Origin of the sequence: Nocardia sp. FBN12, from assembly GCF_050320175.1 — a bacterium.
In the GTDB taxonomy this organism is placed as follows: domain Bacteria; phylum Actinomycetota; class Actinomycetes; order Mycobacteriales; family Mycobacteriaceae; genus Nocardia.
Genome location: NZ_CP190048.1, coordinates 606,494 through 630,437, shown reverse-complemented (window position 1 = coordinate 630,437; position 23,944 = coordinate 606,494). Strand labels below are relative to the sequence as shown.

The following is a 23,944-nucleotide window of genomic DNA, read 5'->3' as shown; positions in this document are numbered from 1 at the left end:
CCCACGCGGTTCCCCGTGCGTTCCGGGTCGGCGACCATCGACGAGCCGAAGGATGCGCGATGCCGTTTCTGTTGATCTCCGGAGTCTTCGTCGCCAAAGGCGCACAGCCCGATGGCGATTCGGTCCGCTTCCGACCTGACGACCCCGCCCTGTGGGATCGCGTCGGCGGTCCGCATCGCGTCAAACGCAACGCCTCGGGTGCCGCGCAGTTGCGCCTCGACGGCATCGACTCACTCGAAACGCACTACACGCCCAGGCACGGCACCCGCATGCACCAGCCGCTCGAACTGGCCCACGCCGCCGCCGGGGAGCTGCTGGCGTGGCTGGGGTTCACCGGCGTCGTGCGTAACGCGAGCGAGACGGTGACCAGCACCGATCAGGCCGACGTACCCGGTTTCATCCTGACCCGCGGCGCCGACCTGCACGGACGATGCGTCGCGTTCGCCGGGCGTGGACCCGCACCCGGCGACTCGGGCAGCGAGACCTTCGTCGATGTCGCGCTGCTGCGGCTCACCCTCAACCACCATCAGCTGGCGACCGGCCTGGCCTACCCCACGTTTTACCGCAGCCTGTTCCCCGCCTTGCGCGACGAGTTCATCGCGGTCTCGACCGCGGCCGCCGGCCTCGGCGTCTGGCCCGCCGACGCGACGACGACCGGTGCCACCATCACCTCCCCGACCTCCCTCACCGACGACATCGTCTTGCTCCCCAAGCTGTTCCGCCGCCTCGCGGATTACCTCGAACTCGGTGACGGCGACCTGTCGCTCGACGGCTTCCCCGCCTTCCTCGCCCAGGCGGCCGACCGCTTCTTCATCCTGTCGACCGGCCACTCCACCACCGGACTCGACGCGATCACGGTGATCGACGGTGCGACCGTCCGCCTCACCCACCCGCCTACCGATCTGGTTTTCGACGAAAAGTAGGCACCGCCCCCGTTGATCGTCGCGGTCTGCGGGTAACCCAGGCATATGACCACTAACGAGAACCGACAGCTCGATGAGGTCATCGAGCGGTTGATCATCAGGTACCCCACCATCGAACCCGCTGAGCTCGCCGACATCGTGCACAACGTGTACGACGCGTTCGGAAAAGTGCACATCCGCGACTATGTCCCGCTGCTCGTCGAGCATCACGTGAAGGAAGAACTCGGCACTCCGACCGGACAGATCCCACCCATCCCGGACTGATCGGGCGCGCGACCCCGCTAGCGTTGGCGTAGCTCACGTCAACAATGAGGAGGTTCGCATGCCCGACACCGTCCGCGGGGTCATCGCTCGCGCGCAGGATGCGCCGGTCGAAACCGTCGATGTCGTGATTCCCGATCCGGGGCCGCACGATGTGGTCGTCCGCGTCCAGTCCTGCGGGGTGTGCCACACCGATCTGCACTATCGCCAGGGTGGGATCAACGACGAGTTCCCGTTCCTGCTCGGTCACGAGGCTGCCGGTGTGGTCGAGTCCGTCGGCGCCGCCGTGACCCATGTGGCCGAGGGCGACTTCGTCGTCCTCAACTGGCGCGCGGTCTGCGGTGAGTGCCGAGCGTGTCGTCGCGGGCGCCCCTGGTACTGCTTCGACACCCACAACGCCAGCGTCCCGATGACGCTCACCGACGGCACCCCACTCACCCCGGCCCTCGGAGTCGGCGCGTTCGCCGACAAGACCCTTGTGCACGAAAAGCAGTGCACCAAGGTCGATTCCGAGACCGACCCAGCTGTCGCGGGCCTGCTCGGCTGTGGCGTGATGGCCGGCATCGGCGCCGCCATGAACACCGGAAACGTCTCGCGCGGTGACAGTGTCGCGGTGATCGGCTGCGGCGGTGTGGGTGACGCCGCCATCGCCGGTGCGCGCCTCGCCGGGGCGGGCACGATCATCGCGATCGACCGCGATCAGCGAAAGCTGGACTGGGCCAAGGACTTCGGTGCCACCCACACCATCGACGCGACCAGCGAAGACGTCGTGGAACGGATCAAGGAACTCACCGACAGCTTCGGTGCCGACGTGGTGATCGACGCGGTCGGCCGCCCGGAGACCTGGCAGCAGGCGTTCTACGGCCGCGATCTGGCAGGCACGGTGGTGCTCGTCGGTGTTCCCACTCCGGAGATGAAGCTGGAGATGCCGCTCATCGATCTGTTCTCGCACGGTGGGTCACTGAAGTCGTCCTGGTACGGCGACTGCCTGCCCGAACGCGACTTCCCGATGCTCATCGACCTCTACCGGCAGGGCAGGTTGCCGCTGGACCGGTTCGTCACCGAGAAGATCGGCATCGACGAGGTGGAGCAGGCGTTCGCCGCGATGGCCGAGGGCAAGGTGCTGCGTTCGGTGGTGGTCTGGTGACCCGCATCGAAAGAGTCGTCACCTCGGGCACTTTCGCGCTCGACGGTGGCACCTGGGATGTCGACAACAATGTGTGGCTGATCGGTGACGACAACGAGGTGCTCGTCATCGACGCCGCCCACGACGCCGATGCCATCGCCGCCGCGGTCGGCGACCGCCAGGTCACCGCGATCCTGTGCACCCACGGCCACAACGACCACGTGACCGTCGCCCCGGAACTCGCGAAGCGCCTCGACGCACCCGTCCTGCTCCACCCCGGCGACGAGCCACTCTGGCGCATGACCCACCCCGACGCCGACTACCGCTCCCTGGCCGATACTCCACGAATCACCGTGGCGGGCACCGACATCGACATCCTGCATACTCCCGGCCACTCCCCCGGCTCGGTCTCCCTGCACGTCCCCGATCTCGCGGCCCTGTTCACCGGCGACACCCTGTTCGCCGGCGGCCCCGGCGCCACGGGCCGCTCGTTCTCGGACTTCGACACGATCATCGACTCCATCCGGGACCGGCTCTTCGCCCTCCCCGACGCCACGACGGTCCACACCGGCCACGGCGACAACACGGCCATCGGCACCGAACGGCCCGCACTCGCCGACTGGATCGCCCGAGGACACTGAACTCGCCCCCGTGACGCGTGCCCGCTAACGATGGGCGCGGGCGCGCGCACGGGCGCCGAGTGCGATGGCCGATACGCCGAGGACGATCGCGATCGCCGCGCCGACGATGCCGTTTCCGGTGCCGGGACCGCCGTCCGCGGTCGCGACGCCGATCGCGCCGACGATCGCCGCGACCGCGCCCCCACCGATCGCGATGATCGATCGGATCGGATTTCCGTCGCGGACCAGGGCCCAACCGCCCACGATCGCGGCGGCCAGGCCGAGGAAGGCGGCCGAAGTCGCGAAGAAGCGGTCGGTCGTCATCCCAGAGGAGTCGGCGAGAGTGCTGGTATCCGCCGAGGCAGGGGCGGCGGCGATGAGAACGATGGCCACGGTGACAGTGGCTGTGGTGAGCGGGCGGATGGACATGGGTGCTCCTTCGTCTCTGGTCACTCGCTGGGTTCTCGGTACCGGCAGCTGGCGGTGGCCGCTCCGTCGGTGACTGCTTCCATCGTCGACGTGTACAAGGGCTCGGTCATCGTGCGGCCGTGGACAATTCGCGCTGCGACGAGGGCGGCAGTGGGATACCGCGACGGCAGGCGGTAGCGCCGGGACTACCACGATCGCGGTAGCCGCAGGATCATCCCGATGCTGGACGCGGTCCCGATCGAGCCGGGCTAGGGTGCACAGATGAGCAGGGCACGAGTCATCGATTGCGCGATCGCGGTCGCAGTGGCCGCGGTCCCGCTGGTCACCGGGCTGACCACGGAGCCCGCCGGATCCCGCCTCGACGTCCTCGGCTACGGGTTGCTCGTCATCAGCGGGCTCGCCCTCGTCGAACGCAGGCGCGCGCCGGTGGCCGTGCTGATCGTGACCGGGTTGTGCGCGTTCGGCTATCAGGCGCTCGATATCGACCTGCCCGCTGTCGCGTTCCTGTTCGCGGTGTATTCCACCGTCCGGGCCGGTCACCACGTTGTGGCGGTACTGGCCTCGGTGGCGCTGATCGCGGCGCTACCCCTCGCGGCCATGCTGTCGCTGCACGACATCGCCGCATCGCTCGCTCGGGGCCGCGACGCGCTGGAGATCGCCTGGCTGATCGCGGCGGGCGCGGCGGGTGAGGCATTGCGCCAGGCCGAACGCCGGGCCGACGAAGCAGAACGGACCACAGAGGAAACCGCGCGCCGCCGGGCCGACGAGGAGCGCTTGCACATCGCACGCGAGCTGCACGATTCGCTCACCCATCAGATCTCGGTGATCAAGGTGCAGTCCGAGGCCGCTGTTCATGTGGCACGCAAGCGTGGCGACGAGGTCCCGGCAGCGCTGCTCGCCATCCGCGAAGCCGGTCGCGAGGCGGCTCGCGAGCTGCGCGCGACCCTGGAAGCGCTGCGTGACGACGACACCTCCCCGCGCCCCGGCCTCGCCCACGTCCCCGAGTTGGTGGAGCGTGTCCGGTCCGCGGGCCTCGACACGACCCTCACGATCGAAGGTGCGCACCCGAACGTGCCCGTCGCGGTCGACCGGACCGTCTACCGGATCGTGCAGGAGTCCCTCACCAACGTCACCCGCCATGCCGCCGCCGCGACGGCCACGGTCCGAATCGATTACGGCGCAGACAGTCTCGTCGTCGATGTCGAGGACGACGGAACCGCGAATCCCGCCGCTGTTCCGGTCCCCGGAGTCGGATTGCTCGGGATGCGCGAACGCGTCACCGCACTCGGCGGCCACCTGCACGCCGCGCCACGAGCCCGCGGCGGCTTCGCCGTGCACGTCGAATTACCCGTGGAAAGAACATGATTCGGGTCCTGCTCGTCGACGACCAGCCGCTCATCCGCAGCGGCTTTCGCGCACTCCTCGACATCGAGGACGACATCGAGGTGGTCGCCGAAGCCGCCGACGGACGCGAAGGCGTCGAACTTGCCCGCGAACACCTGCCCGACATCGCGCTCATCGACATCCAGATGCCGGTGGTCGACGGCATCGAAGCCACCCGCCGTATCGCCGCGGACCCGGCCCTGTCCGGCGTCCACGTCGTCATCCTGACCAATTACGGCCTCGACGAATACGTTTTCGACGCCCTGCGCGCGGGTGCCGCGGGCTTCCTCGTCAAGGACATCGAGCCAGAGGACTTCCTCCACGCCATCCGGGTGGCCGCCCGCGGCGATGCCCTCCTCGCCCCCTCGATCACCCGCCGCCTGATCCACCGCTACCTCACCCAGCCGCGCACCCCCACCCCCGGCGCCGCCATGAACGAACTGACCACCCGTGAACGCGAAGCCGTCACTCTCGTGGCGCAAGGCCTGTCCAACGACGACATCGCCCGCCACATGGTGATCAGCCCCCACACCGCCAAAACCCACATCAACCGGGCCATGACCAAACTCCACGCCCGCGACCGAGCCCAACTCGTCGTCCTCGCCTACGAATCCGGCCTGGTCACCCCTGGAACCCCGTGACCCTCAGCCGCGAAGTAGCTCAGTTCAGTCGCTTGTGCATTTTGACCGAGGTCGCCTCATAACCGAGCGTCTCGTAGAGGCCTCGTGCCCTCGTGTTGAACCCGAAGACTTGCAGGCCGAGGGTGTGCGCGCCCTGCTCACGGGCATATTCCTCGCCGAGGAGCATGACCGCGCGGCCAAAGCCCCGACCGCGCTTGTCGGCGTCGATCAGGATGTCCCAGATCCACCAGGCGCCGGGGTCGGGGCTCGTGTCCGGGCCGATCCAGAGGTAGCCGAGAATGTCGCCGGCATCATCGACCACATCGAAGACCGCGTGACCCGGAGCCGGTGCACCGGAGGGAAATGAGCCGGCCACGCTGTCGTCCGCCTGCCGCAGGGCGGCCTCGGGCGTCTGACCCACGGCGACAAGATCTTTGGCGTATTCGTCTCGACTGCGCTCGAGCCAGGCAGGGAATTGTCGCGCGGCCATGCGACGGAGGGCTACAGACATCGGAACAGCCTTCCACATCGCGAGATGTTCCCACCGAGGTGGACTAATTGTCGCGTCTGGCCGACATCACGAGCGCGATGATGAGCGCGAAGGCGACGAATGCTGTTCCGGTGCGCAGGAAATGGAATATGTCCCAGCGGGTGAGGATCGCGGCGTAGTCCGCCGGTGCGCCGTCGAGTGCCCACCGGTTGATCCGGTGGTTGATCGGCACATTGCCCAGTCTGGTGATGGCGAACGAGGCGAGCACCAGTGTCGTGGCGAGCGCGGCGACGATCCGGTCCCGACCGGTCGCGAGTACGGCCGCACCCAGACAACTCAGCGCGGCGGCGGCCATCGTGGCCTGCATGCTGTTGCTGTTGTTCTGCATCAGTTCGGTGTGGAATTCCAGGCGCACCTGCAGCGGGACGCGATGGAAGGTCGGGACGAGATTGGCTGCGCCGTAACCGAATGCGCCGACCAGGAGGTCGATGGTGAGCAGGGCGAGCGAGCGGATACTTCGGACGAGCACGGAGATCTCCGCACTTCGCTTCTCGCGGCGACCTGATCAACGCCGTCGTCGAACGCACGACCGGACAGGCCGTGGCGGCGATGCGCGCCGCCGACCTCGACAGCGGGCCCGCGACCGACGCGCTGCTGCGCATGCTGGATGTCGGCTGGCGATTCTTCCGGGTGTCACCGCTGGCCCACCATGTCGGTTCCTTCGCCCGGCAGCGCGACGAGGACCGCCAGCTCCCGGTCAACGACCGCCTGCTTCGACTCGTCACCCGGGGCCAGCAGGCGGGCGAGTTCGATGACGCCATGGCGGCACAGTGGCTCGTCACCGCGATCGTCGCGGTCAGCCATGCCGCGGGCGACGAGGTCAGGTCAGGCCGGATGACGCAGGCGGAGGCGGAGGTGGTGCTGCGCGACAGCGTTGTACGACTGGTCGGCGCCGGCGGGAGTTGAGCCGAAGACTTCCGCGACTCACCGGCCGAGGAAAGGTGTCAGCGGTGCCGCACCCGTTGTGATCGCGCTGCGCGCAACCCGTGAATCCCGCATCCCCCTGCGCGATCGTGGACCCATGACTTCCACCGCCGCGCCATCGACCACCGATTCCGAGCTGGACGCCGTCTTCGCCCCGATCTTCGACCGGATCGCCGCAGGCGCGGTCGAGCGGGAAGCCGACCGGCGGCTGCCGTTCGACGAGGTGGGCTGGCTGAAAGAGGCCAGGTTCGGCGCCCTGCGGGTGCCGGTCGAGTTCGGTGGGTACGGCGTGCGTGTGCGGCAGTTGTTCCGGCTGCTCATCGACTTGGCGGCGGCCGAGTCGAACCTGCCGCAGGCACTGCGGGTGCACTGGTCGTTCGTCGAGGATCAGCTCCTGGCCGAGGACGGTCCGGAGCGGGAGCGGTGGTTGCGGGCGGTCGCGGCGGGCACCCTGGTCGGCAATGCGATCACCGAACCGGGGGTGGGTGCGGTCGATCGGTACCGCACCCGGCTGACGCGCGACGTTGACCGACTGTTGCTCAACGGCGTGAAGTACTACAGCACCGGATCGCTGTTCGCCGATCACATCCTCGTCGCGGCCGACCGCGACGGTGAGCGGCTCGGCGTGCTGGTCGACGCGAATGCCGATGGGGTTGTGCAGCACGATGACTGGGACGGTTTCGGGCAGCGTCTCACCGCGAGCGGCACCACCGAGTTCACCGACGTCATCGTCGCCGAGGACCGCGTCCTCGGCCCCGGTTACGGTGTCGCGGGCCCCACCTACGGCACCGCCTATCTGCAGCTGGTGCAGCTCGCGGTGCTCGCGGGGATCGCCGCACGCGCCGAACGCGATGCCAGAGAGTGGGTGAGTGCGCGCACCCGCACCTACACCCACGCCGCCGCTGATCTGCCGCGCGAAGATCCGCTTGTCCAGCAGGTGATCGGCAAGCTGTCGGCGGCGGCGTTCACCGCGCGAGCGGCGGTGCTCGCGGTGGCGGATGTGCTCGACCGGGTCCTCGACGCAGGGGCGAAGGACGAGCAGGATCTCGTGGCCGCCGAATTGGCCGCCGCGCAAGCACAACTCGGGGTGATCGACATCGTGCTCGACGCCACCACGCGATTGTTCGAACTCGGCGGAGCCTCGATCGTGTCCGAACGACTACGCCTGGACCGACACTGGCGCAACGCACGCACCGTCTCCGTGCACAATCCCACCCTCTTCAAAGCGCGTGCGGTCGGCGACTACCTACTCAACGGTACCGACCTGCCCTTCGGGTGGAGTGCGGGCGAACGTACCGCGGGCGCGGCGGCGCAACACGATGGCAGGTCGGCGGAATCCGAGCTCGACGCCTCGGCGAAGGACCTTCGCTCGGAGGCGAGCGCCGCGCTTTCCGCGGAGGCGACGCGATGAGCAGGCCGATCCGGTTCAACGCCTTCGACATGAACTGTGTCGCCCACCAGTCGCCGGGGCTGTGGCGGCACCCGGAAGATCAATCGCACCGCTACACCGACATCGGCTATTGGACCGAGCTGGCGAAACTGCTGGAACGCGGCCGGTTCGACGGGATCTTCATCGCCGACGTGCTCGGCACCTACGACGTGTACGGCGGCAACGACATCGCCGCACTGCGCCAGGGCGCGCAGACACCGGTCGCCGACCCGCTGCTGCTGGTGTCGGCGATGGCGGCGGTGACCGAGCACCTCGGTTTCGGGATCACCACCGGCACCGGCTTCGAACACCCGTTTCCGTTCGCTCGCCGCCTGTCCACCCTCGACCACCTCACGAACGGGAGGCTCGGCTGGAACGTGGTGACCGGGTATCTGCCCTCCGCCGCACGAAATTTCGGCGCCGACGACCAACTCGACCACGACGAGCGGTACAACCAGGCCGACGAATACCTCGAGGTGCTCTACAAGCTCTGGGAGGGTTCGTGGGAGGACGACGCGGTCGTGCGCGATGCCGAACGCGGCGTCTACACCGATCCGTCGAAGGTGCACCACATCGGCCATTACGGCAAGCACTACACCGTGCCGGGCATCCACGTCTGCGAACCGTCGCCACAGCGCACGCCGGTGATCTACCAGGCGGGCGCCTCACCGCGCGGTGTGCGGTTCGCGGCCGAGAACGCCGAGGCGATCTTCATCGCCGGCCCGTCGAAACGAGTGCTGGCGCAGACCGTTTCGCGTGTTCGTGACGCACTGGAGGCCGCGGGCCGTGACCGGTACGCCGCCCGGATCTACGCGCTGGCGACCATCATCACCGACGAGACGGACGAGGCTGCGCGGGCCAAACGCGCGGAGTACCTGTCCTACGCGAGCATCGAAGGCGGGCTGGTGTTCATGTCCGGCTGGATGGGAATCGACCTGTCGCGCTACGACCTCGACGATCCGATCGGCGACGTGCAGAGCAACGCCATCCAGTCGGCGGTCGCGGCGTTTCAGGAATTCGACGACGACGGTCGCGAATGGACGGTGCGCGATATCGGACGCTGGGCGGGCATCGGCGGCATGGGCCCGGTATTCACGGGCTCCGGCGAAACCGTCGCCGACCTGTTGCAGGAGTGGGTCACCGACACCGACCTCGACGGGTTCAACCTCGCCTACGCGATCACGCCGGGCACGTTCGAAGATATTGTGCGCCACGTTGTTCCGGTATTGACCGAGCGCGGGGTCTACCGCACTGGATACGAGCCGGGCACATTGCGCAATGTTCTGTTCGGCGCCGGTGACCGGCTTCCACCGGAGCACCGCGGCGCCGGGTATCGCGTCGGCGGTCCGCGTTCCACCGCTCTGCCACCCGAGCAGTCGCGTCCCGAACCGGTGGAGGTACCCACAGTTCCGGCCTGACGGCCACCGGCCCCAGCCGCGCTCCAGCCGTCTCCGTCGATGTTCGCGCCAGGCCGACCCCGGCCCGGCGAGATCGGCGTGCGTGCATTGACATACGTTGTGGTACAAGGTATTTAGATCGATTCCCGCTGATCGCAACACTCATCATCGGACCGAGGCAAGCGCACCATTCCGGTATGACATCGCAGACTCCCGTTTCCCGTTCCTCTCGTTCGGCCGCGGTAATCGGCGCCGGCCAAACCGGCGTCACTGCGGCGCTAGGTCTTCTCGACGCCGGTTTCACCGTGACCCTCTACAGCGACCGAGATCAGCGCGCACTCCGCGACGACGTTCCCGCCACCGGCACCGCCCTGGAGTTCGGCGAGACCCAGCAGGCCGAGGCCGCGCTCGGACTCGACAGCTATACCGGCCGCGCGCCCCGCCACACGGGGCTCAGTGTGCGCATCGCCGGGCCGGAGAACGCCGAATTGATCGCCTTCGACGGCACTTTCGAGGGTTACGTCGGCGTCGCCGTCGACACCCGGCTCAAGGCCGACGAACGTCTCACGACCTTCATCGAACGCGGCGGCGATTTCGTCGTCGAACCGGTCACCCCTGAATCCCTCGACGCCATCGCCGCCGGCAACGACCTCACCCTGGTCGCCACCGGCCGCGGCGGGCTGGCCGACCTGTTCCCGATCGACGAGGAGCGCACCGTCTACGACAAGCCGCAGCGCTCGCTGCTCACGGTCACCGTGACCGGCCTCGACTTCGACCCCGGAGTGTTCGCGCACCGCAGCCCCGCCGGTGGCGCGCACAGCTTGTTCTCCATTCTCGCCGAACAGGGCGAGGCGTGGTGGGGTCCGTACCTGCACAAGGACGCGGGCCCGAGCTGGGCGTTCCTCGGCTGGGCCCGCCCCGGCAGCGACTGGGAAACCCGTTTCGCCGCAGCCGATTCCGCCGAATCGGCGTTGCGGATCGTGCAGGATCTCTACCGCGACTACATCGACTGGGATCTACCGGAAGTGCAGGCCACCCAGGTGATCGCCGAAGACCCGCACTCCTGGCTCAAGGGCGCGGTCCGACCGGTCGTGCGGGCCGGGGTGGGGCGCACCGCGGGCGGTCATCCGGTCGCCGCCCTCGGTGACACCGCGGTCGCCTACGACCCGGTCGCGGGTCAGGGCGCGCAGAGCGGGCTGATCCAAGCGCAGCGCCTGGTCGCGGCTGCCGCCGTGCACGACGGACCGTTCGACGAGCAGTGGATCAGCGACCAGTACGCCGCCTTCCTCGCTGCCCGCAGCGACGCCGCCGCCAAGGTGACCCGCCTGTTCCTCAGCGACCCGGAATTCGCCGACATCAGCGGCCAGTTCTTCGCCACCGCCGCGGTGAACCCGAAGTTCGCCTCGGCATTGGTCGGCTTGCTGCACCGCCCACAGCCGTTCCTGCCCATCGACTCCCCCGCCGACGCCGCCGCCTACGTCGCCGAGGTCACCGGGGCCGACGCGGGCGAGTTGCTGGCGAAGTTCGCCCCGGCCGGGCGCTTCGAACGCTCGACATTCGCCCCGGCAGCCGTCGGGTAACGCGCACACCGGGTCCGGCCGACCACTACGCACACCCGCGGTCGGCCGGACCGATAGTTGCTCGGCGATCACCGAGCCATGTGACCTGCCCGGCGAGACCCGGGACAGGCGCTACGCGCGAACCCCGGGGCGGGTGACCTCCCAGGCCGCCTCGATCATCTGGAAGATCTCGTCGACCGCAGCCGCTGGATCGGCGGCCTCCCGGCCCAGCGAATAGGCGTCGATCACGAACCTGGCGATGGCCGCGCTCTCCGTCGCGGTCCGCGCCAGTGCGGGATCGGCGGCGATGGCCGCTGCCAGCGCCTGCGCATGACGTAGCCGCATCGACTCCCCGTACCTGCGCAGCGCGGGCGATCCGTCGATCATGCGCCAGATCGGGGCGGCGCCGTCCGCCGAGCAATGTCGCACCATGGAATGGATTTCGCGACGCAGCGCGGGGATGAGCGGTTCGTCGGCCGCCCGGTCGGTGACCGCGCGCACCAGTCCTTGCTCGAAGACTTCATCGCGCTCGAACACCAGGGCCTCTTTGGCGGCGAAGTGGGCGAAGAGCGTGGTGACAGCCACGTCGGCCGCAGCGGCCACTTCGCGGATGCCCACCTCGTCGTACCCGCGTTCCAGGAAGAGCCGCAGGGCGGTATCGGCGATCTTCTGGCGGGTCGCGGCCTTTTTGCGCTCACGACGTCCGGTCGGCACGGTCATGCCAGGAGGCTACCAGTTACGAACCTGAATCAGTTATGAAGTCCTACCCGTTTCAAAATACTAACTGTTAGTGTTACCTTCGGGACATGAAGAAAGTGATCTTCGCCGAGTTCGGCGGTCCGGACGTCCTGCAACTCATCGATGCCGAGGAACCCCACGCGGGCCCCGGCCAGATACGCGTCGCGGTGCGCGCGGCGGGCGTCAACCCGGTCGACTGGCGGCTGCGCGAAGGCCAGATCCTCGGGGCCCATCCGATCGAGTTGCCCGCCGGAGTCGGGCTGGATGCGGCCGGGGTGGTGGACGAAGTCGGCGAGGGCGTCGACGACGTCGAGGTCGGCGACCACGTGTTCGGCGAAGGCTCGAGCACCTATGCCGAGTTCGCCGTGCTGTCGGCCTGGGCCGCCATGCCCGAGGGCCTGACCTTCGAAGAAGCCGCCGGATACCCCTCCGTGGTAGAGACCGCGTTGCGCGTCATCGGTGAGGTCGGGGTCCAGGCCGGACAGACGCTGCTGGTCAGCGGTGCGTCCGGGGGTGTCGGATCGGCGGTGCTGCAGATCGCGCGCGAGGGTGGCATCACGGTGATCGGCACCGCGGGGGCCGCGAACCAGGACTATCTGCGGAGCCTTGGCGCTCGCACCACGACATACGGCGAGGGCTGGGTCGAGCGGGTGCGGCGGCTCGGCGCTGTTGACGCGGCCCTCGATCTGGCGGGCTCGGGGGTGATCCGCGAACTCGTCGAGTTGACCGGGGATCCACAGTCGGTCGTCTCCATCGCGGATCTCGACGCGCCGAAGCTCGGGGTGCGGTTCTCCGGCGTGGCCGGGAGCGTGCCGGACGCACTCGCCACGGCCGCCGCGCTGATCGCGCGGGGAAAGCTCCGTATCCCGGTCGAGCAGTCGTACACGCTGTCCGAGGCCGCCGCGGCCCACATCGATAGCCGGACCGGTCACTCGCGAGGGCGTCGGGTCATCGTCGTCTGAGCCGTTCTCGCACCAACAGCGGACGCGGATTCGGGCGGTTCGGCCGCCACACCCAAGGGTGCGGCGAGACCACCCCCGGGTTAGCTGGGTGATACCTGCGGGCACTATCCGGACCGACACAGAGAGCGGATAGTCATAGTCGACCCCTATGACTTTCTCCCCTGTGAAGGAACGCCACATGCAGCTCAGTTACGTGCACCACGTCAGGCAGCAGGTTCGCGTCTACGGCGAGACGCGCTCCTACACCTACCTGCGTGAGGCAGGGCGCGAGCTGACCGAGGAGGTCCTCACCTACCGCGAACTCGATAGCGATGTCAGAGCCCTGGCCGCGTGGCTGGCCGAGCGCCCGGAATCGACGGAACCCGTCGTCCTGCTCTACCACGACGGGATGGCTTTCCTGCGGGCCTTCCTCGGCTGCCTCTACGCCGGCGTCATCGCGGTGCCCGCGCCGCTGCCGCACGACGAGCGCAGCACCCGGCGCGTAGCGGGCATCATCGCCGACTCCGGCGCCCGCTTGGTGCTCACCACCGCCAACTTCCAGCCGATGGTCGCCGCGGCCACGACCGCGGCCGTGGTGGCCACCGACGAACAGCTCGGTGACCCCGACGCGTGGCGCCTGCCCGCCATCGACACCGGAACCATCGCGTTCCTGCAGTACACCTCCGGCTCGACCGGCACCCCGAAGGGTGTCGTCGTGACCCACGGCAACCTCCTGCACAACGAAGCCGCGATCTCCACCTCGATCGGCATCGACGACGCCTCGACCGGGGTCACCTGGATCCCGCAATTTCACGACATGGGCCTGATTGGATCGCTGCTCGCCTCGATCTACGCCGGCGCGAACCTGGTGTTCATGTCGCCCACCACCTTTCTCAAGCGCCCCGTTCGCTGGCTGCAGGCGATCGACAAGTACCGCGCGACCTGCACCGCAGCACCGAACTTCGCCTATGAGCTGATCGCCAAGCGCGTCACCGACGAACAGTTGGCCACCCTCGACCTGTCCACCCTCGAGGTGGCGTTGTGCGGCGCCGAGCCGGTCCGCGAACGAACCATCGCCGCGATGCGCGAACGGTTCGCGCCCGCGGGGTGGCGTCCGACCGCACTGCTACCCGCCTACGGCCTGGCCGAGGCGACGCTGCTCGTCACCGCGGGGCCGATCGACGCACAGCCTGTCGTCACCGCCGGAACCGACAGCCTGCTGGTCGGTTGCGGACAACCGGCGCGCGGTCTCACCGTCCGCATCGTCGACCCGCACACCGGGCAGCAGGCCATCGACGACACCGTCGGCGAGATCTGGGTTCGCGGCGACAGCGTCGCGGCCGGCTATTGGAACCGGCCGCAGGAGACCCGCCACACCTTCGACGCGTATCTCGGCGACGAAGGGCCGTTCCTGCGCACCGGCGACCTCGGGATGTTGCGCGACGGCGAACTGTTCGTCACCGGGCGGCTCAAGGACCTACTGATCATCAATGGCCGAAACCTCTACCCGCAGGATGTCGAGGAACTGGTTGAGCAGTCGCACCCCGCGCTCACGACCGGCGTGGCCGTCTCCGTCGAAGCCGGTGGCCGGGAACGACTCGTCGTCATGCAGGGCATCAAGACCGCGCTGCTGCGCGGTACCACCCTCGCCGAGCTGACCTCGACGATCAAGATCGCGGTCGCCCGCGGTTTCGATGTCCCCGCACCGAGTGTCGTTCTCGTCGAAAGCCGCTCCGTACACCGCACCACCAGCGGCAAGGTCCAACGGGCCTCGATGCGCGAAGCCTTCCTCGACAACAGCCTGTCGACCGTCCTGCACGAAGATCTCGAACCGGCCCTGAGCCGATCATCGACCGCGACCCGCTGAGGAGCCGAAACATGTTCGCCACCATCACCACCCACGCCGCGACGACCGAGGACTGGCTCATCGAGCGGGTCGCCGACTACACCGAACGCGCACCGCACCAGGTGGATCCGACGATCCCGCTCGCCGAACTCGGCATGGACTCGGTGTCGGCGGTGGCCCTGTGCGGCGAGATCGAAGACCGGTGGATGCTCGACATCGACCCGACCCTGGTCTTCGAATACCCCACCATCGCGGCCATCGCCACCTACCTCACCGCCGAAATCTCCGTCGCGGCATGACCGATATCGCTGTCGTCGGCCTCGACTGCCGCTTCCCCCACGCCGCCGACCCGGCGCGGTTGTGGCAGTTGCTGATCGACGGCCGCGACGCGATCTCGGAAGTCCCGTCGAGCCGCTGGAATGCCGACGACTTCCACGACCCGGCCGGCGCGCCCGGCACCATCAATACCCGCAGCGGCGGCTTCATCGACGATGCCGACGCGTTCGACGCGGAGTTCTTCGGCATCACCGCGCACGAGGCCGAGTCGATGGACCCGCAACAACGGCTGCTGCTGCAGGCCACCTGGCGCGCGTTCGAGGACGCCACGCTCGATCCGCGTGCGCAATCCGGTTCGCGGACCGGAGTTTACGTCGGCGTGATGGCCAACGAATGGGCCAACCTGCAGATGAGCGACTACGCCGCGATCACCCCACAGCACGGATCCGGCAACGGATACTTCATGACCGCGAACCGGCTGTCCTATCAGTTCGACCTCGCGGGGCCGAGTATCGCGGTCGACACGGCATGCTCGTCGTCGCTGGTCGCGGTCCATCTCGCGTGCAATGCCCTGTCGGCGGGCGATTGCGACCAAGCCGTCGCGGGCGGGGTCAACCTCGTGCTGACCCCGGCCGTCGGTGTGTTCTACACCCAGGCAGGACTGTCGGCGCCGGACGCACGGTGTAAACCGTTCAGCGGCAACGCCGATGGAATCGTGCGCGGTGAAGGCGTCGCGGTGCTCGTGCTGCGCCGCCTGGCCGACGCGCAGGCCGAGGGGCTGCCGATCTATGCGGTGATCAAAGGCAGTGCGGTCAATTCCGACGGGCGCAGCAACGGCATCACCGCGCCGAACCGGTGGGCGCAGGAGAAGGTGATCGGCGAGGCCTATCGACGGGCGGGCGTACCGGCCACCGACATCGACTTCATCGAGGCGCACGGCACCGGAACGGTTCTCGGCGACATGATCGAGGTCAAGGCGCTCGGCAAGCTGCACGGGGGCAATCGGGCGCGACCCTGCGGGATCGGATCGATCAAGGGCAACCTCGGCCACACCGAGGGGGCGGCGGGCGTGGCCGGACTCATCAAAGCCGTCCTCAGCCTGCACCACGGTCTCGTCCCGCCGTCGCGATTCGCCGACCAGGAGAACCCCCGCCTGCAGATGGCACGGCACGGCCTGCGCCTGCTCGATGACCCGATGCCACTCGACCGGCCCGCGCACTGTGGGGTGAGCAGCTTCGGGCTCGGCGGTACGAACGTACACATGGTGCTGGCCAGCGCCAGCGCCACCACGGCGCCCGCAGCGTCCGGGGCCTCCGCAACGACCGGGACCTCAGGGGCGTCCGGGGCGAGGGTGATCACCCTGTCGTCGGACAGCGTGGAAGGATTGCGGCGCAACGCGATTCGCATGGCCGAGGCATTGAGATCGGTGCCGGATGACCATTTCGCCCAGTTCTGCTGGACGAGCAATCAGGTCAAGTCGTCGGGTCGGCACCGGCTCGCTGTCGTCGCCCACAACCGGGACGAGGCGATAGCGCAACTGCGCACCGGCGCGTCATCCGATGGTCGCACCCGCAACGAGCCGACCGCGCCGTCGCGCACCGGCGACCGCACGCGCGAGGACGAGAGCCTGCGGGCAGAACAGCAGGGTGTCGCGCGGCCGGTACGCGTCGGCTGGATGTTCACCGGCCAGGGATCGCAATTCCCCGGAATGGGGCGCACGCTGCACGAGGCGAGCCACGGGTTCCGGCAGGCGCTCGACCTGGTGGATACCACCATGGGCGCCCACCTCGGCCGCTCGGTCCGCGACCTGCTGCTCGACGAGCACGCCGACGTCGACCCCACCGCCCTCGCGCAACCGGCGATCTTCGCCATGGAATACGCCATCGCCAAGACGCTGGCCGACCTCGGCATCCGGCCGGCCTGGCTGATCGGGCACAGCATCGGCGAATTCGCCGCCGCGGCGGTGGCGGGAGTCTTCGATCTCGATGACGCCTGCAAGCTGGTGACCACACGGGGGCGGCTGATGCAACGGCTGCCGACGGGTGGCTCGATGCTGGCCGTCCGCTCCACCACCGAGCAGCTCGCCGACCTGCTCGCCGACGAACCCGCTATCGTGATCGCCGCCGTCAACGGCCCGCGAGATCTCGTCCTCTCCGGCGACGCCCGAGCGCTGCACCGCATCGCCTCGGCGCTGCGCCCACTGGCGGTGAGCGCGAAGCCACTCACCGTGTCGCACGCGTTCCACAGTCCGCTGATGGCACCGATGCTGGCCGAGTTCGAGGCGGTCGCCAGTACCTGTGCCTACCGCGCCGCCACCCTGCCCATCTACTCGACGGTGCACGGCCGACCGCTCGAGCCCGAGGAGGTGATGGATGCCGAATACTGGACCGAACACGTCCGCGCCACAGTCCGTTTCGGCGACGCCGTACAAGCCGCGCTCGCCACGGACCCGACACACCTCATCGAAGTCGGACCCCGCCGCGTACTCGCCGCGGCGGTACGCGGAATCGACCCCGGCCTCGGCACCCGCTGCCTGTCCCCGAGCCCCGGCCCGAGCGCGACCGGCGACGAACTCGCCACCACCGTCGCCGCGCTGTACCGCGACGGTCTCGACCCCGCGTGGAACGAGCTCTACGAACCCGCGCAGCGCGTCCGCCGACGCCTGCCCGTGTACGAATTCTCCGTCGCGCACCGATTCTGGGTGGAGCCACCCGCTGTCAGCGAAATCGGCGCCTCGGCACTCGATCCGAAATCCCCACCACCGCAAGCACATACCGAGGCAACGATGATCGAACCACTGATCGCGCTCTTCCGTGAACAGAACGCGGTGCTGGCAGGCTTGCTCACGGCACCCGCCGATGCGCCCGGCCCGCACCTCGACACCGCGCGCCGCGATCGGGCCCCGGACGCGGTCGCCGACATCGTCCGCGCGGAACTCGCCAGGGTGAGCGGGTTCCCCGCCGACCGGCTGCACGACGCGCGAACACTCGGTGACGGCCTCGGATTCGATTCGCTCATGCTGACCGACCTGTTCGCCGGCCTGGCACGCAAACTCCCCGGCACGACCATCGACCCGACGCTCATCACGGGGACAACGACGCTCGGCGACGTCATCGCCCACTTCACCGATTCACCGTCCGGGCGAAACGTGTCGGCCGAGATGCCGGGCACCACCGAAATCACCTCTCCTGCAGCCGAAGTCAGGCCGTCCGCCGTCGAACCCGAGTATCGGATCTCCGACTTCGCCGAAGTGCGGGCCATCGCCGATCGGCTCGCCGGCGGGCATGCGCTCGGCCTGGCCAATCCCTACTTCCTGATCAACGACGGCGTCACCCGGGACACCTCGTTCATCGACGGCACGCAGGTGGTCAACTTCTCCAGCTACAACTACCTGGGGATGTCCGGCCACCCCGCCGTCGTCGCCGCCGTTCAGGACGCCGTGGCCCGCTACGGCAGCTCGGTCTCGGCCAGCCGCCTGCTTTCCGGCGAAAAGCCGATCCATCGCGAACTCGAGGCCGAACTCGCCGCCCTGCTCGGCACCGAGGACGCGATCGCGCTGGTCGGCGGCCACTCGACGAACGTCACCGTCATCGGCCATCTGGTCGGCCCCGAAGACCTGGTGATCCACGACAGCCTGGCGCACGACAGCATCCTGCAGGGCTGCCAGCTGTCCGGCGCGACCCGCAGACCGTTCCCGCACAACGACCACGCCGCCCTCGACGCGTTGCTGACCGAAATCCGTCACCAGTACCGCAGGGTGCTCATTCTCATCGAAGGCGTCTACAGCCAGGACGGCGATATCCCGGATCTGCCCGCGATCATCGAGATCAAGAAGAAGCACCAGGCCCTGCTGATGATCGACGAGGCGCACAGCGTCGGCGTGCTCGGCGAGAACGGCGGTGGCATCGGCGAATACTTCGATGTCGACCGCCGTGATGTCGAACTGTGGTCCGGCACGATGTCGAAGGCGCTCGCGGGCTGCGGTGGCTATGTGGCAGGCAGCGCGGACCTGGTCCAGTTCCTGAAGTACACCACCCCGGGTTTCGTCTACAGCGTCGGCATGACGCCGATGAACGCCGCCGCGTCCTTGGCCGCGATGCGACTGTTGCGGGCCGACCGCGAGCCGCTCGACCGTCTCCGGCGCAACTCGGAACTGTTCCTGCGCCTCGCCGGCGAGGCGGGTATCAACACCGGCGACAGCCACGACACCCCGATCATCCCGTGCATTGTCGGCGATTCGATGAAGACGCTGAAACTGTCCACCGCGCTGCTGCACCGCGCGATCAACGTCAACCCGATCATCTACCCGGCCGTCCCGGAGGATCTGGCCCGGCTCCGCTTCTTCGTCACGGCCTGCCACTCCGAAGACCAGATCCGCGACACCGTCACCGCTCTCGCCGAAGAACTCGCGCGGATGTCGGCCGACGACCTCGTCGACCACTAACCGCGGCCGCTGCGACGGCGCAGGTCAGCTGGTCCAGTCGACTCGGTCGGCCATCGCGAGAAGTCTGGCGCGGCGATGCGGACCGGTTTCGCCGATCCAGGAGATCAGCCCGTAGACGTGGGCGCGGAAGTCGTTGTGTCCGTGGCGGTTCTGAGCCGCGGCACCCGTGCGCAGACAGTTGTGGAGCAGGGCGCGGACGGCGTCGTAGCGGTCGCGGGGTGCGGCCGGGGCGTCGTTGACGACGAGCCCGGCCAGCACCTGTCGCTGGTGGGCGCGGCGGATCAGGGTCTTGCCGGTGTGCACGGTGAAGCCCTCGTCGCGGGCGATTCGGGTCACCGTCCAGATCAGCCGGGCGGTATCGAGGTCGTTGCCGGAGAAGGCGAGGTCGTCGGCGTAGCGGGTGTAGGTCAGGCCGTGGCGGCGCGCATAGCCGGTCAGGCGGCGATCGAGGCCGCGTGCGACGAGGTTGGCCAGGCGCGGCGAGGTCGGGGCACCCTGGGGCAGGTGCCGGGCGGCGAGCATGGTGCGCTGGAAGTAGTCGAGTCCGCGCAGTTCGGCCACCGGGGACGCGGTGGTGCACAGTTCGGCCAGAACGCGGGCCACCGGCGGGGAGTAACCACAGGCCACGAACACCGCACGCACCCGCGCCACGCCGATCGTGGGAAAGAAGTCACGCAGGTCCTGCCGGACCACCACCGCGGTTCCGGCATGCGGCGCGGCGAAAGATGCCGCACTGCAACCCTTCTCGAAGCCGTGACACGCGGGGTCGGCGGGGATGCCGGCGAGCACCCGGTGCAGGATCCGGCGCTGGATCTCACGCAACCGCACCTTCGGCGCCTCGACGAGCCGCATCCCTTTCGCCTTCGGTAGTCGCCGATATCGATAGTGCGACAACGGTTGTGACGCGCGCCGCAGCCAGCCACCCCGATCGGCGAACCACTCGAGCTCGGTCGGCGTCACGTTCAGCAACAGGGCCAGCGCGGCGAGATCCGGGATCTCGACCGCGCCGAATCGCATCGGCGCCACAACGGGATCGAGGGTGACAACAGTCGTCGGCAGCTTCGGCAGGTCGACCAGCACCCGGCGCAACGTGTTCACCGGATCCACCGGCTCGACCGGCATGAGGTCGATCACCCGCCCCGCGAGCTCCTGCGCCGGCCCCGGTTCGAGCACTTCGGCGAACGCCTCGGCCAGTGTCGAGGACCCCCACCCGTCGTCGAGGAGCTCGAACGAACGTGCCAGCCGCGCAGCCAGATCGGGCTCGATCGCCGGGCTCATCGGCGTGCGACAGTGACGGGGCGACCAGAATCCTTCGTCTGCGGTGCTGCGCGGCACGCGAAGCGTGCGCCTTTGCTCCGGACGCTGAGCCCAACTGACAAGACGTTCCCAGGGGTTACCCCTGAGGTGGGTCGAACCGACCCGCTCTCCCCCCGCCACCGTCGCACCCGGCCACTGTAGACACACCCGCGGCGAACCCCGGACGAGCCGCGCCGAGGCGCGAATCCGAGGGAGTCACCCTTTTCGGGTGAGCCGGGCACGCGGGTCGATGTGTGACCATCGCAAGGTCCGCGTTGGTCGTGCCGACAGGAGCTGAGTCGATGGCTGGTTCACGATGATCCGCGCTGGTCGACGCGCCGTGGTCACCGACCACCCGCCCGGCGACGCCAGGGGGCTCGACCTCATCGATGCGGACCGCGCCGAGTGCACGCCCGGATAACCCGCCGCCCGCGCCGCCTGCGAGCCGGTCTGGCCCAGCTCGCCTTCATGCTCGCGGGACTCGGCGCGGGGCTGGTCGTCCCGAGGATCGGCTGGGGACCACGCGTATCGAGCGGCCCGGTGACCGACGCGCTGCTCTCGATCGGGATCGGTTTGCTCGGCGCGGTGGCCCTCATATTCTCGCTGCTGTTCCTGGTGGTGCAGTGGGTGACCACCACGTTCACCCCCCGTTTGATGCTGTTCCGCGACGATCCCCTCGTCTGGCGAACCTTCGGTTTCGCTCTCGGCTTGGTCGTGTTCTGCATTACCGCCGCACTCGCCATCGGCAGGAAGATCGAGGTAACGGCTTTCGTGCCGGTGCTCGCGATGGTGCTGCTGCTCGTGCTGATCGCGCAATTGCGGACCCTGCAGTTGCGGGCGTTCGCCGCTATTCAGCTGGCGCCCGCGCTCGGCTCGATCGCCGACCGCGGACGCACGGTGCTCGACACCATGTACGCCGAACACAGCTCCGCCGCGCCAGAGCTGCCACCGGCACTGACAACGGTGGTCTGGCGGCATCCACCGGCGGTGCTGCAACGGGTCGAGACGGCCGCGCTGATCGACGCCGCCACGGCTGCGAATGTGACCATCGTCGTGCACGAGAGTCCGGGCGCCACACTGCATCACGGCGATCGCGTGGCAACGGTGCACGGCGGGGAGTTGTCCGCGGAGACGGTGCTGCGCGGGCTCGCCGTCGGCGATGAACGGACCTTCGATCAGGATCCGCTGCTGGCGGTTCGGCTGCTGGCCGATATCGGGCTGCGTGCGTTGTCCGCGGCGGTGAACGATCCGGCGACCACCGTCCAGGCCCTCGACCAGTTGGAGGATCTGCTCGGCTGGGCGGCCGCGGCACGGCTGGAATCACTGCACCACGCCGATGGCGACGGTGTCGAAAGGCTCGTCGTACATCTGCCGGGATGGGAGGAATTCCTCCGGACAGGTGTCGATGACATCGCCTTCGCCGCCCGCTCGCCGATGGTCGTCGCAGGTCTTCGAGGCGCCCTGCTCCGGATCCGCGACCGCGCCACCCCCGAGCGCGCCGCCGGGCTCGACAGACGATTGGCCCGACTCGACGGAAAGGTCGCCGAGCTATGCCTCGATCCCGGCGACGCAGAACCCGTTCGCGGCCTGGTCGAGGGTGAACTCGATTGATGTTTTCGCACCGTCCGCGCCGGTCACCGGCGCGCTGACGGTTACGGCCGACCCGGTCGAACCGCGCACCGTGAGCGCTTTGTCCTCGAAGCGCCGCACCCCGGACAGCGCGGTGCCGGGCTGGGCGCCGGTGCACAGGAGCGGGTAGTCGGGTTCCACGTCGGCCGGGTTCACCGGATCACCGACCACCCGGCTCAGATACCGTTCGACGGTGTAGCGCGCCTGCTCGTCGGTGAGCTGGGTCGCGGACCGATCACTGACGATCGGGCAGCCGTAGACAGACCGCAACTCGCTGGGCCGCAAGCTCACCTGGAGCGTGTCGTTCTGCCAGTAGGGTCCGAATTGGCCGAGCACGCCGGGCCGGCGCACCGCGTCGGTGATCTGGGCGACGTCGCCGTACATCCCAGGTATTTCGGCGGGCGACTGGGTCCAGCATTTGCGGACCAGTGCGCTCATGTCACCGGCGAGGACATCGTCGAGCCACGGGCGCAGGACAGTCGCCGCGTTCGGACTGCCCGGGACCGCACCGATCTGCGCGGCAGGCTTGGTCACCGGCGCGTCCGACCCACCCCGATCCTTGGCGGTCAGTACGGCGAACGCGGTCACCCCCGCCACCGCCGCCGCGGCGCCGACTCCGACCAGGACCCGGCGTGTCCGTGAGCGTCCGCTCGGTGGTGTGGGCGGCGTATCTCGCCGCAGCACAGCGGTATCCGTCAGAGCGGGGATGCCGGTGAGCGCGGCGACCGCGGCGTCGGCGAGCTCACCGCAGCTGGCGTACCGGTCGTCCGGGTTCTTCGCCATCGCCCGCGCGATCACCGCGTCCAAGGCGAACGGCAACGCCGGATTTCCGGCCGACGGGCGCGGCGGCGGTTCGATCAGATGCGCGCTGATCAACGCGGCGGGACTCTCCCGCTGGAACGGAACGAACCCGGTGAGCAGCTCGTAGAGCGTGCCGCCGAGGGCGTACACATCGGTGCGCACGTCGAGCGGCTGACCCTCCAGCTGCTCGGGGGCCGCGTAGGCGAGGGTGCCGAGCACCGAACCCGCGGACGTGAGACTTGTTGTCTCCCCCATACTTCGAGCGATCCCGAAATCGGTGACCAGCACCTCGTCGGTGCCGTCATCGGCCCGCGCGATCAACAGGTTCGCCGGTTTGATATCCCGGTGCAACAGACCCTGCCGGTGCGCGTAGTCCAGTCCTTCGGCCGCCTCGGCGACAATGCGCACCGCCCGCTCCGGCGTGAGCACCGACAGCCCCTGGCGCAGCAACTGCGCCGCATCGAGGCCGTCCACGAACTGCATCGCGATCCACAGCCGATCGCCGTCGACCCCACGGTCGAAGATCTGCACCACATTCGGATGCCGCAGCCGGGCGGCCAGGTCAGCCTCGCGCTCGAACCGCGCCCGAAACGTCGGCTCCACCGCCAACCGCGCATCGAGGACCTTCAGCGCATCCCGGCGCGGCAGTCGTGGATGCTGGGCCAGATAGACCGCGCCCATTCCCCCGCCACCGAGCCTGCGTTCGATGCGGTATCCCGCGAGGATCGCCCCTGGCCCGAACTCCATCACCA

The 23,944-nt window shown here is 68.7% G+C and carries 21 protein-coding genes; 15 read left to right on the top strand and 6 right to left on the bottom strand.

The genetic code is table 11. From position 1 onward, the window contains the following. Positions 1–59: 59 nt before the first annotated feature. Genes ACQHI0_RS03275 through ACQHI0_RS03260 form a run of 4 tightly spaced genes read left to right on the top strand, consistent with a single transcriptional unit; the run spans position 60 to position 2,951 of the window. Positions 60–923 carry a hypothetical protein gene (locus tag ACQHI0_RS03275; RefSeq protein WP_427906453.1) on the top strand — a complete coding sequence of 288 codons (864 nt, stop codon included), beginning with the start codon at positions 60–62 and terminating at the stop codon, positions 921–923. Positions 924–968: 45 nt separating this feature from the next. After that, on the top strand, positions 969–1,187 hold the full coding sequence (locus ACQHI0_RS03270; RefSeq protein ID WP_427906452.1) for a three-helix bundle dimerization domain-containing protein: 219 nt from the start codon (positions 969–971) through the stop codon (positions 1,185–1,187). Between the two features lie 58 nt (positions 1,188–1,245). Then, on the top strand, positions 1,246–2,331 hold the full coding sequence (locus ACQHI0_RS03265) for an S-(hydroxymethyl)mycothiol dehydrogenase (RefSeq protein ID WP_427906451.1): 1,086 nt from the start codon (positions 1,246–1,248) through the stop codon (positions 2,329–2,331). Next, positions 2,325–2,951, top strand: coding sequence for an MBL fold metallo-hydrolase (locus ACQHI0_RS03260; protein ID WP_427909064.1), 627 nt, complete (start codon positions 2,325–2,327; stop codon positions 2,949–2,951). The genes ACQHI0_RS03265 and ACQHI0_RS03260 overlap by 7 nt, the downstream gene beginning before the upstream one ends. A gap of 24 nt (positions 2,952–2,975) precedes the next feature. On the opposite strand, the gene ACQHI0_RS03255 is transcribed toward ACQHI0_RS03260, so the two are convergent. Further along, complete coding sequence (locus tag ACQHI0_RS03255; protein WP_427906450.1) at positions 2,976–3,359, bottom strand: DUF6223 family protein; 384 nt, start codon at positions 3,357–3,359, stop codon at positions 2,976–2,978. 261 nt (positions 3,360–3,620) lie between these two features. Between ACQHI0_RS03255 and ACQHI0_RS03250 the strand changes: the two genes are divergently transcribed. Together ACQHI0_RS03250 and ACQHI0_RS03245 are read left to right on the top strand one after the other, a co-directional pair. Next, positions 3,621–4,724, top strand: a complete 1,104-nt coding sequence (locus tag ACQHI0_RS03250) for a sensor histidine kinase (protein ID WP_427906449.1) — start codon at positions 3,621–3,623, stop codon at positions 4,722–4,724. Beyond that, a complete protein-coding gene (locus tag ACQHI0_RS03245; RefSeq protein ID WP_427906448.1) occupies positions 4,721–5,383 on the top strand; it encodes a response regulator in 663 nt (220 codons plus the stop codon). The genes ACQHI0_RS03250 and ACQHI0_RS03245 overlap by 4 nt, the downstream gene beginning before the upstream one ends. Before the next feature lie 19 nt (positions 5,384–5,402). Here ACQHI0_RS03245 and ACQHI0_RS03240 read toward each other — a convergent pair whose 3' ends face one another. Together ACQHI0_RS03240 and ACQHI0_RS03235 are read right to left on the bottom strand one after the other, a co-directional pair. Continuing rightward, positions 5,403–5,852, bottom strand: a complete 450-nt coding sequence (locus ACQHI0_RS03240) for a GNAT family N-acetyltransferase (RefSeq protein ID WP_427906447.1) — start codon at positions 5,850–5,852, stop codon at positions 5,403–5,405. 64 nt (positions 5,853–5,916) lie between these two features. Further along, positions 5,917–6,381, bottom strand: coding sequence for an anthrone oxygenase family protein (locus ACQHI0_RS03235; RefSeq protein ID WP_427906446.1), 465 nt, complete (start codon positions 6,379–6,381; stop codon positions 5,917–5,919). A gap of 71 nt (positions 6,382–6,452) precedes the next feature. On the opposite strand from ACQHI0_RS03235, the gene ACQHI0_RS03230 reads away from it, so the two are divergent. From ACQHI0_RS03230 to ACQHI0_RS03215, 4 genes are all read left to right on the top strand, one after another. Continuing rightward, positions 6,453–6,818 (top strand): hypothetical protein, encoded by a 366-nt coding sequence (locus ACQHI0_RS03230; protein WP_427906445.1) that lies wholly within the window; start codon positions 6,453–6,455, stop codon positions 6,816–6,818. Between the two features lie 115 nt (positions 6,819–6,933). After that, positions 6,934–8,247, top strand: a complete 1,314-nt coding sequence (locus ACQHI0_RS03225; RefSeq protein ID WP_427906444.1) for an acyl-CoA dehydrogenase family protein — start codon at positions 6,934–6,936, stop codon at positions 8,245–8,247. Further along, positions 8,244–9,683 carry an LLM class flavin-dependent oxidoreductase gene (locus ACQHI0_RS03220; protein ID WP_427906443.1) on the top strand — a complete coding sequence of 480 codons (1,440 nt, stop codon included), beginning with the start codon at positions 8,244–8,246 and terminating at the stop codon, positions 9,681–9,683. Before ACQHI0_RS03225 ends, ACQHI0_RS03220 begins: the two co-directional genes overlap by 4 nt. Before the next feature lie 176 nt (positions 9,684–9,859). Further along, positions 9,860–11,242 carry a styrene monooxygenase/indole monooxygenase family protein gene (locus ACQHI0_RS03215; protein WP_427906442.1) on the top strand — a complete coding sequence of 461 codons (1,383 nt, stop codon included), beginning with the start codon at positions 9,860–9,862 and terminating at the stop codon, positions 11,240–11,242. 111 nt (positions 11,243–11,353) lie between these two features. Here the strand turns inward: ACQHI0_RS03215 and ACQHI0_RS03210 are convergent, their stop codons facing one another. After that, positions 11,354–11,941: a TetR/AcrR family transcriptional regulator gene (locus ACQHI0_RS03210; RefSeq protein WP_427906441.1), complete on the bottom strand. Its 588-nt coding sequence runs from the start codon at positions 11,939–11,941 to the stop codon at positions 11,354–11,356. An 86-nt stretch (positions 11,942–12,027) separates the two neighbouring features. Between ACQHI0_RS03210 and ACQHI0_RS03205 the strand changes: the two genes are divergently transcribed. The 4 genes from ACQHI0_RS03205 to ACQHI0_RS03190 all read left to right on the top strand — a co-directional run bounded on the left by ACQHI0_RS03205 (position 12,028) and on the right by ACQHI0_RS03190 (position 19,466). Then, positions 12,028–12,921, top strand: coding sequence for an NADP-dependent oxidoreductase (locus ACQHI0_RS03205; RefSeq protein WP_427906440.1), 894 nt, complete (start codon positions 12,028–12,030; stop codon positions 12,919–12,921). 148 nt (positions 12,922–13,069) lie between these two features. Next, the gene (locus ACQHI0_RS03200) at positions 13,070–14,767 is read left to right on the top strand and encodes a fatty acyl-AMP ligase (RefSeq protein ID WP_427906439.1); all 1,698 of its coding nucleotides are present in this window, start codon (positions 13,070–13,072) and stop codon (positions 14,765–14,767) included. Positions 14,768–14,778: 11 nt separating this feature from the next. After that, positions 14,779–15,045, top strand: coding sequence for an acyl carrier protein (locus ACQHI0_RS03195; protein ID WP_427906438.1), 267 nt, complete (start codon positions 14,779–14,781; stop codon positions 15,043–15,045). After that, complete coding sequence (locus ACQHI0_RS03190) at positions 15,042–19,466, top strand: type I polyketide synthase (protein WP_427906437.1); 4,425 nt, start codon at positions 15,042–15,044, stop codon at positions 19,464–19,466. Before ACQHI0_RS03195 ends, ACQHI0_RS03190 begins: the two co-directional genes overlap by 4 nt. A 24-nt stretch (positions 19,467–19,490) precedes the next feature. Here the strand turns inward: ACQHI0_RS03190 and ACQHI0_RS03185 are convergent, their stop codons facing one another. Continuing rightward, on the bottom strand, positions 19,491–20,744 hold the full coding sequence (locus tag ACQHI0_RS03185; protein WP_427906436.1) for a reverse transcriptase family protein: 1,254 nt from the start codon (positions 20,742–20,744) through the stop codon (positions 19,491–19,493). 423 nt (positions 20,745–21,167) lie between these two features. On the opposite strand from ACQHI0_RS03185, the gene ACQHI0_RS03180 reads away from it, so the two are divergent. Beyond that, positions 21,168–22,373, top strand: coding sequence for a DUF2254 family protein (locus ACQHI0_RS03180; RefSeq protein ID WP_427906435.1), 1,206 nt, complete (start codon positions 21,168–21,170; stop codon positions 22,371–22,373). Here ACQHI0_RS03180 and ACQHI0_RS03175 read toward each other — a convergent pair. After that, positions 22,311–23,939, bottom strand: coding sequence for a protein kinase domain-containing protein (locus ACQHI0_RS03175; protein WP_427906434.1), 1,629 nt, complete (start codon positions 23,937–23,939; stop codon positions 22,311–22,313). The two genes, ACQHI0_RS03180 and ACQHI0_RS03175, sit on opposite strands and share 63 nt — an antisense overlap. Positions 23,940–23,944: the final 5 nt, after the last annotated feature.